At 31.9% G+C, this 14,245-nt stretch carries 13 protein-coding genes; 9 read left to right on the top strand and 4 right to left on the bottom strand.

Annotated elements, in window-relative coordinates:
- Positions 1 to 155: 155 nt before the first annotated feature.
- On the top strand, positions 156 to 911 hold the full coding sequence (locus QL232_RS26235; protein WP_281616386.1) for a DUF4262 domain-containing protein: 756 nt from the start codon (positions 156 to 158) through the stop codon (positions 909 to 911).
- Between the two features lie 77 nt (positions 912 to 988).
- Here the strand turns inward: QL232_RS26235 and QL232_RS26230 are convergent, their stop codons facing one another.
- Positions 989 to 1,213, bottom strand: a complete 225-nt coding sequence (locus QL232_RS26230) for a DUF2158 domain-containing protein (RefSeq protein WP_168882833.1) — start codon at positions 1,211 to 1,213, stop codon at positions 989 to 991.
- A gap of 87 nt (positions 1,214 to 1,300) precedes the next feature.
- Positions 1,301 to 2,389 carry a LuxR C-terminal-related transcriptional regulator gene (locus QL232_RS26225; protein WP_281616385.1) on the bottom strand — a complete coding sequence of 363 codons (1,089 nt, stop codon included), beginning with the start codon at positions 2,387 to 2,389 and terminating at the stop codon, positions 1,301 to 1,303.
- Between the two features lie 277 nt (positions 2,390 to 2,666).
- Here QL232_RS26225 and QL232_RS26220 point away from each other — a divergent pair, with 277 nt between their 5' ends.
- A complete protein-coding gene (locus tag QL232_RS26220; protein WP_168882831.1) occupies positions 2,667 to 3,089 on the top strand; it encodes a hypothetical protein in 423 nt (140 codons plus the stop codon).
- Positions 3,090 to 3,172: 83 nt separating this feature from the next.
- Here QL232_RS26220 and QL232_RS26215 read toward each other — a convergent pair whose 3' ends face one another.
- On the bottom strand, positions 3,173 to 4,042 hold the full coding sequence (locus QL232_RS26215) for a DUF302 domain-containing protein (RefSeq protein WP_281616384.1): 870 nt from the start codon (positions 4,040 to 4,042) through the stop codon (positions 3,173 to 3,175).
- A gap of 212 nt (positions 4,043 to 4,254) precedes the next feature.
- Here QL232_RS26215 and QL232_RS26210 point away from each other — a divergent pair, with 212 nt between their 5' ends.
- From QL232_RS26210 to QL232_RS26195, 4 genes are all read left to right on the top strand, one after another.
- On the top strand, positions 4,255 to 6,540 hold the full coding sequence (locus QL232_RS26210; protein WP_281616383.1) for a GH92 family glycosyl hydrolase: 2,286 nt from the start codon (positions 4,255 to 4,257) through the stop codon (positions 6,538 to 6,540).
- A 322-nt stretch (positions 6,541 to 6,862) separates the two neighbouring features.
- Positions 6,863 to 8,962: a hypothetical protein gene (locus tag QL232_RS26205; protein WP_281616382.1), complete on the top strand. Its 2,100-nt coding sequence runs from the start codon at positions 6,863 to 6,865 to the stop codon at positions 8,960 to 8,962.
- A 97-nt stretch (positions 8,963 to 9,059) separates the two neighbouring features.
- A complete protein-coding gene (locus tag QL232_RS26200; protein WP_281616381.1) occupies positions 9,060 to 10,613 on the top strand; it encodes a M43 family zinc metalloprotease in 1,554 nt (517 codons plus the stop codon).
- A 307-nt stretch (positions 10,614 to 10,920) separates the two neighbouring features.
- Positions 10,921 to 11,148 carry a hypothetical protein gene (locus QL232_RS26195; RefSeq protein ID WP_168882826.1) on the top strand — a complete coding sequence of 76 codons (228 nt, stop codon included), beginning with the start codon at positions 10,921 to 10,923 and terminating at the stop codon, positions 11,146 to 11,148.
- 38 nt (positions 11,149 to 11,186) lie between these two features.
- On the opposite strand, the gene QL232_RS26190 is transcribed toward QL232_RS26195, so the two are convergent.
- A complete protein-coding gene (locus tag QL232_RS26190; RefSeq protein WP_168882825.1) occupies positions 11,187 to 11,774 on the bottom strand; it encodes a hypothetical protein in 588 nt (195 codons plus the stop codon).
- A gap of 324 nt (positions 11,775 to 12,098) precedes the next feature.
- On the opposite strand from QL232_RS26190, the gene QL232_RS26185 reads away from it, so the two are divergent.
- From QL232_RS26185 to QL232_RS26175, 3 genes are all read left to right on the top strand, one after another.
- Positions 12,099 to 12,626: a hypothetical protein gene (locus QL232_RS26185; RefSeq protein ID WP_281616380.1), complete on the top strand. Its 528-nt coding sequence runs from the start codon at positions 12,099 to 12,101 to the stop codon at positions 12,624 to 12,626.
- A 428-nt stretch (positions 12,627 to 13,054) separates the two neighbouring features.
- Positions 13,055 to 13,720: a TerD family protein gene (locus QL232_RS26180; RefSeq protein ID WP_281616379.1), complete on the top strand. Its 666-nt coding sequence runs from the start codon at positions 13,055 to 13,057 to the stop codon at positions 13,718 to 13,720.
- Between the two features lie 116 nt (positions 13,721 to 13,836).
- Positions 13,837 to 14,208 (top strand): TerB family tellurite resistance protein, encoded by a 372-nt coding sequence (locus QL232_RS26175; RefSeq protein ID WP_168882822.1) that lies wholly within the window; start codon positions 13,837 to 13,839, stop codon positions 14,206 to 14,208.
- The last annotated feature ends 37 nt before the right edge of the window (positions 14,209 to 14,245 follow it).

Genomic DNA, 14,245 nt, shown 5'->3' with positions numbered 1-14,245 from the left:
TTATTTTTGAATGAGGATATATGATTTCAATGTGATCAATTTTACAAAAAGAAAGGTATTGAAATATTAAAGAGGAGATAACTTGGATATACTAAAACAAGTTACTTCTTTTGTGGCCCTAAATTAATAAAGTTATAAATTAAGAAGAAGTAAAAATGGATCTTAATAATCAATTTGATGCAGAGCTTGGTGATGATATTTTAGAGAATATAAAAGAGAATGGTTATCATATCGGAGTGATTGAGGGAGATGATTATTTACCAGCTTTTGCTTTTTCGATAGGACTGTATAAATCATATCAGCATCCTGAAATTATAGTATTTGGTTTACCGATGGAAATGATGAAGGTAACCATTAATACTTTATGTGATGCAGTAAAAAAGGGAACTAAATACAAGTCTAATACAGAGTATAATGATATACTCAATAAATTTCCTGTAAAATTTTTAGAAGTCAATAAAGCTTATTATTCTGATTACTTAAGATACAATTCTTGGGTTTATGATCACTCTAATAATTTTCCTGCAATTCAGTTAGTATGGACGGATAATAAAGGAAACTTCCCTTGGGATACTGGATTTAGTAGTAAATGGAAATTCAATCAACCTTTATTAGATAGAAATATAGATTTTAAATTCTATGAAGATAAAGATTTAGAAGTTTACACTACGAAATATACCTTCAAAGGTAATCCGATTCGATGGGTATATCATACAAAAGATGGAGGTTGGGAGTTTCATAGTGAAGAACACCCTGATTTTGAAGACGCTCAATCAATTCATCTCTCTGAGTTGGTAAAAATGGATCCTACTTTAAATCAACTTTTCGAATTAAACTATGGAAAGTTTGCTACTAGAAAGGATTTAAACTCACCTTGGGAAATTTATGACCATAATGAGGAAGACGAGTAGAGAATCAACTGATAATATTTATATAAATAAAGAGACTGCCTTATTCAATAAAGCAGTCTCTTTATGATTAAGAAAGTCTAGACTTTCTTCAATGTCTTTTCTTTAAAACGCTTGGTTTGTTGAGTACCCGCATCATCAAAGTAAGTCAATTCTACTTCTTGATCTCCTTCGATAATTCCCGTTTCAACTTCTTGAGGAGTTTCGATATAGCTGTTTACAGTCATTGATGGTCCTCCAGAATTTAGCTGTACAACATCTCCGGTAGAAAATGATCTACCCTTTTTCTTTTCTAATTTAGCCATAGTTTGCTTTATTTAATTTAAATGAAAAATTTTAGTTTCTATGGGGATGTTCAGCAAAGTTTATACCATATAATCAGATTCTTAGTATTAAAGTCCTTGGATATATTGATCAAGTTCTAACTCATCTTCAATTTCCATTTTCTTTCTAATTCTATGTTTCGTTACTCGAATTGAGTTCGGTGTCGTATTTCTAATTTCAGATATTTCTTTATTTGAAAGGTTAAGTTTGATATAAGAACAAATTTCCCTTTCTGTTTTACTTAAATTAGGACAAAGCTGCTCAAGACGGTCACTAAACTGACTATTTACACTTTCAATTTTTCCTTGGAGTAGCTCAATCTTTTCCTGTGACTTTACTTGCCTTTTCAGTTCATTTATTAAGCTATTAAGGTCTTTCTTTAAGTCCTTTGATTTTGCGATCTGACTTAAATCTTTGATGAGTTTATTCTGTAATTGCAGCTTCATAATGTTGTTTGCATTGAGCAACTCTATATCCTTTTTCTTAAATTCTAATTCAAGATCATGTTGCATTTTTTGTTGCTGTAGAATTTCTTCCGTTTGTTCTTCAATCTGTAAGTTTTTAAATCCTAACTCTGAATTGATATGTTTTAACTCTTTGACATAGCTTTTCATATTTAGATCAAAATGAAGAACAATTAAAAAGGATACAAAGAAGACAGTGGATACATTATGTAAGTATAACGCTTTATGAAAAGAGTCTTCGTAAGTGAAATATGGGGTCCAGTAATCATTATTCACCTCGATATAGGTATAAAGTGAGATGAGGGTTATAAAACAGATTACAGCATGGATTCTTTTCTCAAAAATAGTATTCAGAACAGCAGCAATTGGTATTAATAAAAGTTCTGTACCCACATCGGGAGTAACAACAGCACCCAACGTAATTGTAGTTGTTAAGAATCCAACTAACATGTATCCTGAAGCGATGTAATGCTTGTGTTTTATAAAAAAGAAAATGGCACCAACTAAAAGTGCTGTGACAAACTGTATTGTACCAAAAATATAATTGCCAGCAATAAAATAGAAGGGAATATAAATTAGAGTTGTAGCCAGTGCGAGATGAGTTAACCTTCTTAAGATTAATTCATTTCTTGGTAAATCAATTCCATCATCTAAAAGTAGTAGCTTTCTTACAATAGGGTGTTGTAATAACATATGAACAAGTAGAATTCCTTAAAAATTATAGACGTAAAAAAATAGCATCATTGAAGTAATGATAAAGATAAACCTTATTTATCAATGAAAAAAGAAAGGTCGAAAGTTAAATTTCTACTATCATTTATTAAATGATGATGAAGGATTTATAATATCTGGTCTTATGTACGATGTTATGTGAATATTCTTTAATGTATTGATTTTCCATGTTTTACTACCATTAATCTTCTTAATTTTGTTCTACTAATTTTTAACAATCATTTTCGAACTTACCCATATGAAAAAGTTAACTTTAACCCTGTTTTCATTTTTTAGCTTTGTTGTTTTACAGTCTTTTGTTATCAAACCAACTAATATCTCTGACCAGTCATTAGCTGCTATAGTTGGCCTTAATTTTAAAGGTGATGCAGCGAAAGATTTAATTAATGACTATCTACAAGTAATTAATGAAGATAACGTTGATTACATCTTTAATCCTCAGAACAAAGAGTTGGTTCTTTATTTAAAGAATGGATTGAACAATGTTGAAGTAAAAGATTTTACGATTACTTCACATATCACCAACATCAATTTCGAAGTCAATAATTCGATTCTTCTACATGTTAGTTATTATAACAACAGTGATGAAATATTATTGATTAGAGCAAAACAGTACGATGAATTCTTTGGAGAGGAAGTAAGAGTAATCACAGAGATTTAATAAAGAAACACCCCGAACTTAAAAAACTCGGGGTGTTTGTACAATACTAAACTAATCTATATTATTATTCTATCAATCCATATTTACTCAGCAATAGCTTTAGTAAAAGTATTCACCAATCGACCATTGATTACTTTATGAGGTAATGCACTTTTACCGTAATGTAGTAATGAAAAAGCCTCTATATCATTGAAGGCAATATTTGTATTTCCTTGGTCATCAACATAAACCAAGACCTTCTGACAAAATGCATCCAAGCCTAGTTTTGGGAACTGCCCCATCGCTTTCCCTCCAGGAGCAGGACCACCAAAAAGAAGCAGTTTACTTTCCGTTAATGAAATTCCTCGTTCTTGAGCGTCCTTCTGAAAATCGATTTCAGAAAACCATTGAGTATCACCTTGGGCTAATACCGCTTCTTTTAGTTTATTGATGGTCTCTTCATAGCTGTATTTTGAGTTAATTTTTATGATTCCATAATGCTTATTGACAGCATCTGTATTTACTTTCGATATTATATCCTTTGAAATATGTTTTGTTACTTTTTCAAGGTCTTTATCATATTCTTTCAGCGATTTACTTTCTATTTCATATCTTTTTTTAATGAATTCGGCATCTGCATAAGCTACATTTGGAGCATCTTGAGAGGGCTCTGCATAACTTAATACTTTGTAGGGCAGATCTAAGCCAACTAAAATATCCTCTTGCAATAGTGCTGTATTTACCTTTGGATTTGAGAAAATATTGACGATTGATGGAGTCATCTCTACACCTGCTTTTTGAGCCAATCTTGAATGATCAATAACCACGACCTGTTTAAAATCAGAAGCACCTTCGCTTACCTGTATGGCAATTTGATCTACTTGATTTTGGATAGCGTCATCTATTTTTGAAGCACTAAAGAACAGAGCAGCACTCATTGTAATGGCGGCAGAAATTTTTATCGTAGTATTCATCTTATTAGATTTTGATTGAATCATTGTTCGAATTACAACTACAATAACGGTAGGAATTTTGGTTCTGTTTCAAGATTAAAAATTTCTTATCATAGGGTAAAATAAAGGAGAGTTTTATATTAAAATTACTGAAAACTGAAACCTATTTTTGATGACATGGACGATTAATTAGTCTCTTTGGTTATTATTGTGTCATAATAACAACTGATTCAATGAAAAACTTCAAAATCCTATCAATTATCCTTCTTCATGTATACGGTCTTGCTTATGCACAGGAGAAGGCAAAATCTAACTACGATTACGTAAATCCATTTATTGGAACTGAGAAAATGGGGCATACTTACCCAGGAGCGTCAACACCTTTTGGAATGGTTCAGCTGAGTCCTGAAACCAATCAAGTACCTATGTTTAAAGAAAATGGGCAATACAATGCCAAAACCTATGAGTATTGTGCGGGGTACCAGTATGGAGACTCAACTATTTTTGGTTTTAGTCATACGCACATGAGTGGAACTGGACATTCAGATCTTGGTGATTTTCTTATTATGCCAACAACAGGTAAGTTGAATTTGGAACCGGGAACGGCTGATAAACCTCATTCTGGATACCATAGTCAATATAAACATTCGTCGGAGAAAGCTCAACCAGGTTATTATAAAGTTCATCTGGAAGATTATAATATCAAAGCAGAGTTATCAGCATCGGATAGAGTGGGGTATCATAAATATACTTTCCCGGAAACGGATAGTGCACATATTATCTTAGATTTAATATCAAACATTTATAACTATGATGATAAAAATGTTTGGACATTTGTTCGCGTTGAAAATGATTCAACAGTCACAGGATATCGTCAAACTCAAGGATGGGGGAAAACACGCTATGTTTATTTTGCAATGAAATTCTCAAAACCATTCAGTAGTTATGGTCACAAAAGATATGAAGATGTTTCCTACAATGGTTTTTACAGAAAATTTGATCAAGAGCACAATTTCCCCGAAATGGCAGGTAAAAAGATCAGAGCGTACTTTAACTTTGACACCAAAAAGGGGGAAGCCATCGAAATAAAGTTTGCTCTTTCATCTGTTTCTACGGAAGGGGCATTATTAAACTTAGCTACAGAAATGCCTGAGTGGAACTTTAAGCAAGTAAGAAGAGAAGCGAAAGCGAAATGGGAAAAAGAGTTGAATAAGATCAACATCTCGACTATCAATGAAGATCAGAAAGAAATTTTCTTCACTGCTTTCTATCATACTATGCTTAGTCCAGTCTTATACGAAGATGTTGATGGTAAATATAGAGGACTAGATCAGAATATTCATACTTCAGAAGGTTTTACAAATTATACTATCTTTTCATTATGGGATACCTACAGAGCATTGCACCCTTTATTTAACCTGATGCATCCACAGAGAAATAATGATATGGTGAAGTCGATGTTGGCACATTATGAACAAAGTGTACATGGGATGTTGCCAATATGGAGCCACTATGCCAATGAAAATTGGTGTATGATTGGTTACCATGCAGTAAGTGTTTTGGCAGATACATACATAAAAGGAAATACTGATGTGGAATTAGACCAATTAATCAAAGCTTCTACTTCAACATCAAAAGTAAAATATTTTGATGGTCTCGGAGAGTATATGGAAAAAGGCTATGTCCCAGAGGATAAAAGTGGAGCATCTGTTTCAAAAACTTTAGAGTACGCATATAATGATTGGTGTATAGCTCAATTAGCTAATGTAGCAGGAGAGAAGGAATTGGAGAAAGAGTATTTACAGAGGGCTAAATACTATCAGAATGTATTCGATAAGGAAAGTAATTACATGAGACCAAAGTTATCATCTGGCGAATGGAGAAAAGAGTTTGATCCATTAGATACTCATGGGCAGGGATTTATCGAAGGAAATGCTTGGAATTATGGCCTTTATGTTCCACACAATATTCCAAAGATGATTGAAATGATGGGCGGTAAGGAAGCTTTTTCTGATCATCTTGATAAAATATTCGAAACACCGATTGAAGATAAATATATTGAAAAGAATGAAGATATAACAAGAGACGGTATTATTGGAAATTATGTACATGGGAATGAACCTGGGCACCATATTCCATATTTATACAACTGGACAAATCATCCTGAAAAGACACAGGAGAGAGTAAGAATGATTTGTGAAACAATGTATACTACAGATAGAGATGGTTTGTGTGGTAATGATGATGCTGGGCAGATGAGTGCTTGGTATGTATTTAGTAGTCTAGGTTTTTACCCTGTTTTACCAGGTTCAACAGATTATTCTTTGGGCAGTCCTTTAGTAAAAGAGGCAGAAATTACCTTTGAAAATGGAAAAACGCTAAAGATTGTTGCCAAAAAACAATCAGAAAAACGAGTACATGTTAAGAAAGTAACACTTAATGGAATTGATATTAAAGGACATTCAATATCACATTTTGATCTAATAAATGGTGGAGAACTAATATTTGAAATGAAATAATTCAATGAGGAGTCAATAATTAAAAAAATTGACTCCTTTTTAATAAAAAAATGAAATTATACTAAGATGACTTTTCCTTACATTGTAAGATGTAAAAAGTACACTTTCTCATTATTGTTATATTTTACCACGAATAAATTGTAACTAATTGATATCGATAAGCATAATAGTACAAATTCATTGTATTTATTTTGTCCAATATTGAATTTTCTTGATTATGTGATTAAATTTGTAATCATCTGATTAAATATACACTTATATATCCTGTGGTTTTCTTTACTATTTTCAGTCTAAACTACTGATATCGTTATTTACATTACATATGAAAACAATTACTACTCTTTTACTCTGCTTGTATACTATCGTTGCTTTTGGACAGAAAGAATCTGAGGTGCTCATCTATGATTTTAAGAAGAGATCTGATTTTAAGGAAGCCAAGGTAACTGGTAATGCTACCCTAAAAAAGAATGTAGGTGGTCTAAATGTAAAGGCTCCTGCAAACGAAGAAGTGACAATCAAACTTTCACACAATTTCGATTTTCATGATTGGATATATATTTCCTTCGTCATGAAAAACGAATCGAAACATCGTCAGAAATTCGAAACAATTATTGAAGGTAAATTGACACATGCTCACGGAGCCAAACCACATCCTATTAAAGGTATTGGTTGGATGGAACCGAATGAGGTAAGGACATTTGATTGTCTTTTAATGCCTGATCATTCCACAAGAGAAAGAAACTACCCAGATTTGAGTAGAGACTTTAAAGATATGCCAGGTTTCCCTCAAGGAGTATCATTTACAAATTCATTTGATTTAAAACATACAAAATCAATAACTTTTGTAATTCCTAAAACACCAGAAGGAGCAAATATTACTTTTGGTAGTGTTTATCTTAAAAGAGATGCTATTCCTTTAGCTTACACAAAAGATCAACACGATTTTTTCCCTTTTATTGATGTTTATGGTCAATATAAATACTCGGAGTGGGATGGGAAGATTAAAAAGGATAACCAATTCGCAAAAGACATTGAAAAAGAAAATATTGATTTAGAAGCACATAAAGGCTCTGAAGAATGGGGCAAGTATGGTAGCTACACAGAATCTAAATCATTTAAAGCTACGGGCCATTTCAGAACTGAAAAAGTGAATGAAACTTGGTGGATTATTGATCCAGAAGGAAAAGTATTTTGGTCTTCAGGTGTAAACGGAGCAGGTCATTTAGAAGCGACAACCAAAATAGAAGGTCGTAATCAATATTTCGAGTATGTACCTGATCATGATGATCCTGATTTCGGTGAATTTTGGAACGAAGACGGTACTTATAATTTTGGTCAAGCCAACCTAAAAAGAAAATATGGTAAGTTTGATGCAGATACTTACTCTAAACGTTCGATCCAAAGAATGAAAAGTTGGGGCTTGAATACAATGGGTGCTAATTCTAAAGAAGAATGGGACCATATTGAAGAAGCATTCCGATTACCATATACTATTTCTGTTTCCACATTTAATGGAGCAGAAATGTTAACGAACTTTCCAGATGTATTCCATCCTAATTGGGATAACTATGTAATGGATGAGTTTGAGAAGAAAGCTGCAAAAGCTAAATCAGATGCATATTTTATGGGTTGGTTCGTTGATGAAAACTTAACGATGTATACACCAGTTGAATTCGCTGATTTAGTAATTATGAATGGAGCATCTTCTTTCGCTAAGGCTGAATACCTTAAAATGTTAGAAGCCAAAGGTGAAACATTACATTCTTTCAATAAGAAAACCCATTCTCATTTTAAAAAATGGAAAGAAGTAATGAGTTCTACTAAAGAAATTGACCTTTCTGCATTTAAAGCGGAAAATGCAGAGTTTTATGATAGAGCTTTAGAATTGTACTTCTCTACAATCAGAAATACTATTGATAAAGTTTCACCAAATAAAATGTACTTGGGATGTCGTTTCAATGACGATGAGCACACTAACAAGCACACTGTTGAAGTGGCTGCAAAGTATGTAGATATCATTTCATTTAATCACTACGATGATGATGTAGATTCTGAAGACTTTATGAAAATCATCAATGATATTGATAAACCATATCTAATTTCAGAGTTTAATTTTGGAACTTTAGATAAAGGTAAATTATATACGGGTGTTTGTACTGCTTCTGACCAAAGAAACAGAGGTGAGAAATACGAACATTATGTAAATTCAGCCTTGCATGCAAAAAAATGTGTAGGTGTACATTGGAATTTATGGGGTGATGCAACAACTGTTGGTACAATTGAGCAAACCTTTAAAGCAAATTCAGGATTCCTTACAGAAACAGATCAACCTTATTATGAATTGATCGAATATGTAAGAAAAGTGAATTACGAAATGTACAGTAACAGATACAAAAGGCTAGGTGATAAACAATTGAAATAATTTGTTTTTATCTAGAAAAAATAAAGCTCTATACGTTAAAATATAGAGCTTTATTTTTTTTTCACTATCTTAATTCGAACATCAAATCTTTTATTTAATGAAATACCTTTTAGGCCTAATTTTTACTCTTTTAGTTACTAATTCAGTCTATTCTCAAAATACTCCATCTAGAAGTAATTGTTTGACAACTATTCATAATCATCAATTTAATGGCGGAGCATTACCTGGATCTCAATCTTTTGAAGATCAGATCTCTAGGTTAATAACTAGAAAAAGTAGCCAACGATTATTGGATGATACGCTAACTGTGTACTATATCCCAGTGATTGTACACGTTATTCACAATGGTGAAGAAGTTGGTGATGGTGCTAATATTGATAGTACACAGGTGTACTCTCAACTGAGAGTGCTTAATGAAGATTTTAGAAGATTAGAAAACACACCAGGCTTTAATGATAGTGAAATTGGTGCAGATGTTAAAATTGAATTCGTTCCTGCACTGAGAGATGAGGATGAAAATATTTTAGATGAACCTGGTATACATAGACACAATGCAGAAACTAGTGAGTTTGTAGTTGATGACATTGAAGATGATATAAAACCTGCTACAATATGGGATCCGGAAAGCTACCTGAACATGTGGACAGTCAATTTTGATCCTGAATTAGGTTTACTTGGATATGCTCAGTTCCCGAATATTCCTAATGGTTTGGAAGGGGTTGATGGACTTCCTAATTTTAATGGAGGAGCTACAACTGATGGTGTTGTGATGGGATATCAATTTTTTGGTGATACTTTAAATGTACAGGCTCCTTATGACAAAGGTAGAACAACTACACATGAAATTGGCCACTGGTTGGGTCTTATCCATATTTGGGGAGATGGTGATTGTGATGTAGACGATTACTGTGAAGATACTCCAAACCAAGATGGTTATAACGAAGTTTGTGTTTCTGTGAATTCTTGTGGTGCTGGAGAAGAGGGAGATCTACCTGATATGATAGAAAATTACATGGATTATACTCCTGATGATTGCATGAATATCTTTACTCTTGACCAGATGTCTAGAATGAGGATAATCATGGAAAACTCTCCTAGAAGAAAAGAGTTACTTACATCTAATAAACACTTGGTATTAGAACCTCCAGTTGCAGGTTTTAGTGTAGACTCTTCTGAATTTCAGATCAACACCTTTGTAACATTTACAGACAGCTCAACCAATAGACCTACATCTTGGTCTTGGACATTTGAAGGCGGAAGTCCAACATCTTCATCGGATCAGAATCCAAGAGTACAATATTTAGATGCAGGTACTTTTGATGTTACGTTAATCACCGAAAATAATGCAGGAGCAGATACGGTGGTTATGGCTGATCTAATAACAGTTTTAGGACCAACTGCTGTGATAGATGATTTGTCTACTTTATCAGTTTATCCAATTCCTGTAAAGAATAATTTATACCTTAAAACAGATGGTCGATCTGTTCAAGAAATTAAGCTATTTGATATTACAGGTAAAGAGGTGTATTCTAATAATAATTTATTTAATAGCGGTACCCTTATCAATATGCAAGGATATGAGAAAAATGTCTACATATTGAAAGTTGTCTCTGATAATCAGGTGAAATCAATTAAGATTATTAAGGAATAAGCACATTCAATAATTCACTAAAATAAAAAACGACAAAAGTGAAAGAATGACCTTTCAAATCTGCCGTTTCTGAATGTACAATTGCAATTCAAATTTATAGAATTGAATGTTCTTATCAAACTTTGAATCGTTTATCATTTGATTAATTTGTTAAAGTGATGACAATGCGATCATTTAATTTCAAAGAGTTGTGGTTTGCTTATTAAAGGAATTAAATTTTTCGAAGAAAATTCTTAATAAGGAGAAAAAAACTAGACTTTATTCCTATTGTTTCCGTATATAATTATATAACTAAACAATTAGGGTAATGTCTATACAATCAAAATCACTTCAAATAGTAAAGGCTGTTCCACCAGGAAAGCAGATTTCTATAGAAAATTTGGTACTTCGTCTAGGTATTGAGACTAATGCAAATGAAATAAGTAGTATTGCTCACACATTAGAACGTAACGGTTTAGTACTCGTCGATTTTCAAAAAGAAAAAACACTAATTTCTTTAACTGAAGAAGGTAAAGAAGTTATCCCATATATATAAAAAGGCAACAAATAGTATTTTGTTGCCTTTTTATTTTTTTAAACTATTGATTCTTTATCTTTTTTCGGGAAAAGTTTCTGAACCTCTACATGAGGATAAACGGTGTGTCTTTTACCTTCATAGTCTTCCGTATCAAAGAAATAGATTTTTCCATTCAAACGTTGTTTGATACGTTTTGCCTTCCCGCTCTTAAATGATAAAACATCACCTTTAGAATTGATCGCTAAAAATGGTAATCGCTCAATAGGTAAATACAGTCTGTTGTTTAATACAAACTTCTTGGGTGCATAATAATATTCTTGTTTTCCCTTTAAAGGTACCCACTTTAAATTTTCAACTCTATTATCATAAATGTCCCTGTTAATGTGCCATACTTTATGGCTCCTCATTTGCATGTGAGGTAAGAATGTTTTTCCGACAAGTGTGTGAACATATGCAGTACTTTTCTTCAATTCTCCATCCTTCATTTTCTTTAATGTAACTTTTAGTTTGCCTGTAACATTACACTTATAGGATTTTAAAAAGTTTAGGTTTCCTTCCTCATAATCCTTTTTTTGCAATATTAGGCCATCCATATTTATTACATAGTTTTCGAAAAATGGAATCGTCTCAAATCGTCTAATCATGTTGCTAGTCTTTTATAAGTAATCGTTAATAATATATAGAATGCTTAAATAAAGATTTATGTTATAAACTCTAGTAAAAATCAATCGATAATTTAATTTATAAAACTGATATTAATAGTTGGGATAATTCTAATAATGGCTCTATAAATCGAGTAATAATAATTTGTTGAACGTAAACCTTAAAATAAATTCATGATACATTATCTTTCAGATACAAATATATTATTTATTGGATATGACAAATGTTAAATAAATATTAAAATTTGTACATAGTGTTATCTGTAGTGAAAAAATCGAATAGATCACATAAAAACTTTTCAATTAATGAGTAACCAAATGATGTCAACTAATATAGAAATTGCAAAAGCTGATTTATCTTCTAAGGCAAAACGAGATGAATTTATTCAATTAATATTGAAAAATAATTTACAAGAAGAGTTATACCATGAAATTAAAAAACACGATTCTCCTCAAGGTAATCGATTAGCTTGGTCATTGACAGTATTGTCTGAAATTGATAATCAATGGATTATTCCCTTAATAGATGACATGATTACTTGGATTCCAGCGATCAAAACACAAGGTATTCATCGATCCTTACTAAGGACAGTTGCAGAGCTACCGCTCTCTAAGAAAAAAGATGGGGAATGGGTAGATTTTTGTTTTTCATTACTAGAAAATAACAAAACGGATGTGGCTGTAGAAGTCCATGCAATGACAATTTTATATAAATACTGTGCTGTCTACCCAGAGCTTGCTAACGAATTGATTGTAATATTAGAAGATAAATTGCCATTTTATTCAGCTGCAGGAAAGGCTAGAGCTAGAAAAATCCTTTCAAAATTAAAGTAAAGTTGAATTTTCAAATTTGGTTTTGAAGAGTTTTATCATTTTATAATTCGTACCTAAAACGATTTTGGAAAATTTCCCTATTTCGTAAAAAACTGCATTTTTGATACCAAAATGATATATTTTACTGTATCCTCTTAAATTTTATGATAGAAAAATTCTCTCAAAAAGAAATTAAAAAATAGTTTAATTTTCTACTTATATGACAAAATCTATGAACCTGTATTTGATTATTAACACTTTTTTGTATAATTTGTATAATAATATAAGATGAACTCTTGTGTATTTATTCTTCATAATTTTTTTGGTTTAATTTAATATGTTGATCAGGTAGAACTTTTAAGTTAATCACTTCAATTATATAACCAATCAATTATAGTTTTATTCTGTATCAGCCACTTAAAGCCAATACCAATTTTAAATTAAACAAAATGTCTATAGAGCTTTCAAAAGGACAACGTATCAACCTAGAAAATAAGTCGGGTGGTTCACTTCTCAATTTTTGCGTAGGTGTGAATTGGGGAGCTATTGTTGAAAAAAAGCTTTTTGGTCTTTACACTAACAAACTTAACGTTGACTTAGACTTAAGTGTCTTAATGTTGAACAAACCGGGCGAACTTATTGATTATATCTATTCACCTAAGTATGATGATCTTGTAGTTAATGGAAAGGAATTTCCAAAAGGTAAGCTAATGTCAGAAGACGGAGCATTACGTCATAGTGGGGACGACACAATAGGTGATCAATACGGGGATGATGGCTTAGATAATGAAGTAATCATTATCGATTTAGCTAGAGTTCAACCAGAAGTTACTCAGATTTATTTCTTCTTGAATATTGTCGGTGAAGAAGACTTTTCTAAGATACCATTTGCAAAAATTAGAATGTATGATGGTACACCCTACACAATAAAAACTACTTATGCATCTTATGATGTTGCTACTGAAAAAAAATATGCATCCTTCAATGCATTAATCATGGGGAAATTGTTTAAGCAGTCCAATGATTGGAAATTTCTTGCTATTGGAGAACCAACTGAAGATCAAAATGTTGGGGAGACAATTGGACGAATTTTAGAAAGCTTTCAACTTACTTAAGCAATATAAATAGGATTATTTAAAGTTTATGTTTTTAAATTCAGCGAGATTTTTAGAAAGATTTCGTTAATGGATTTTTACACCCTAATTTTACTAAAACACATATAATCAATCGAATGTATTTACTAACGAAAAAGAAAAATCTTCTTGATAAGATCGGATATACTGAAGATGAAAAATTAAGTATTCTTAGAATTGTAAATATGATTGCAGCCTCAGATGGAAAAGCTGATAAAGGTGAAATCACATTTATGGTACAACTTATCGAAGATTTACATATGCCCATTTCTGCACCCATTGACGCAAATAATATCACTTTTGATGAAGCCGCAATGGTTGTCAAACTCATGAATATCGAGAAAAAAACTCAAGCGTTTAAAATTTTCCAAGATACCATTGAATCAGACGGAGAAATTCACAAAAGAGAATTAGCAATGTTTAAACGTTTACGAAATATTGCAGATAAAAATAATTTGATCCGATATTAGAAACATTTATGTACCGTTAGAAAATCTAGCGGTATTT

Source organism: Flammeovirga sp. SubArs3 (assembly GCF_947387565.1).
Taxonomy (GTDB): domain Bacteria; phylum Bacteroidota; class Bacteroidia; order Cytophagales; family Flammeovirgaceae; genus Flammeovirga; species Flammeovirga agarivorans.
Note: the sequence above shows the minus strand (reverse complement) of the source record. Positions and strands in the feature narration are given on the sequence as shown.

Excerpts from the sequence above, each read along its gene's own strand:
- QL232_RS26235 (WP_281616386.1), top strand. The coding sequence starts at position 156 with ATGGATCTTAATAATCAATTTGATGCAGAGCTTGGTGATGATATTTTA.
- QL232_RS26175 (WP_168882822.1), top strand. The coding sequence starts at position 13,837 with ATGTATTTACTAACGAAAAAGAAAAATCTTCTTGATAAGATCGGATAT.
- QL232_RS26185 (WP_281616380.1), top strand. The coding sequence starts at position 12,099 with ATGAGTAACCAAATGATGTCAACTAATATAGAAATTGCAAAAGCTGAT.
- QL232_RS26230 (WP_168882833.1), bottom strand. The coding sequence starts at position 1,213 with ATGGCTAAATTAGAAAAGAAAAAGGGTAGATCATTTTCTACCGGAGAT.
- QL232_RS26190 (WP_168882825.1), bottom strand. The coding sequence starts at position 11,774 with ATGATTAGACGATTTGAGACGATTCCATTTTTCGAAAACTATGTAATA.
- QL232_RS26215 (WP_281616384.1), bottom strand. The coding sequence starts at position 4,042 with ATGAATACTACGATAAAAATTTCTGCCGCCATTACAATGAGTGCTGCT.
- QL232_RS26220 (WP_168882831.1), top strand. The coding sequence starts at position 2,667 with ATGAAAAAGTTAACTTTAACCCTGTTTTCATTTTTTAGCTTTGTTGTT.
- QL232_RS26225 (WP_281616385.1), bottom strand. The coding sequence starts at position 2,389 with ATGTTATTACAACACCCTATTGTAAGAAAGCTACTACTTTTAGATGAT.
- QL232_RS26205 (WP_281616382.1), top strand. The coding sequence starts at position 6,863 with ATGAAAACAATTACTACTCTTTTACTCTGCTTGTATACTATCGTTGCT.
- QL232_RS26180 (WP_281616379.1), top strand. The coding sequence starts at position 13,055 with ATGTCTATAGAGCTTTCAAAAGGACAACGTATCAACCTAGAAAATAAG.
- QL232_RS26210 (WP_281616383.1), top strand. The coding sequence starts at position 4,255 with ATGAAAAACTTCAAAATCCTATCAATTATCCTTCTTCATGTATACGGT.
- QL232_RS26200 (WP_281616381.1), top strand. The coding sequence starts at position 9,060 with ATGAAATACCTTTTAGGCCTAATTTTTACTCTTTTAGTTACTAATTCA.
- QL232_RS26195 (WP_168882826.1), top strand. The coding sequence starts at position 10,921 with ATGTCTATACAATCAAAATCACTTCAAATAGTAAAGGCTGTTCCACCA.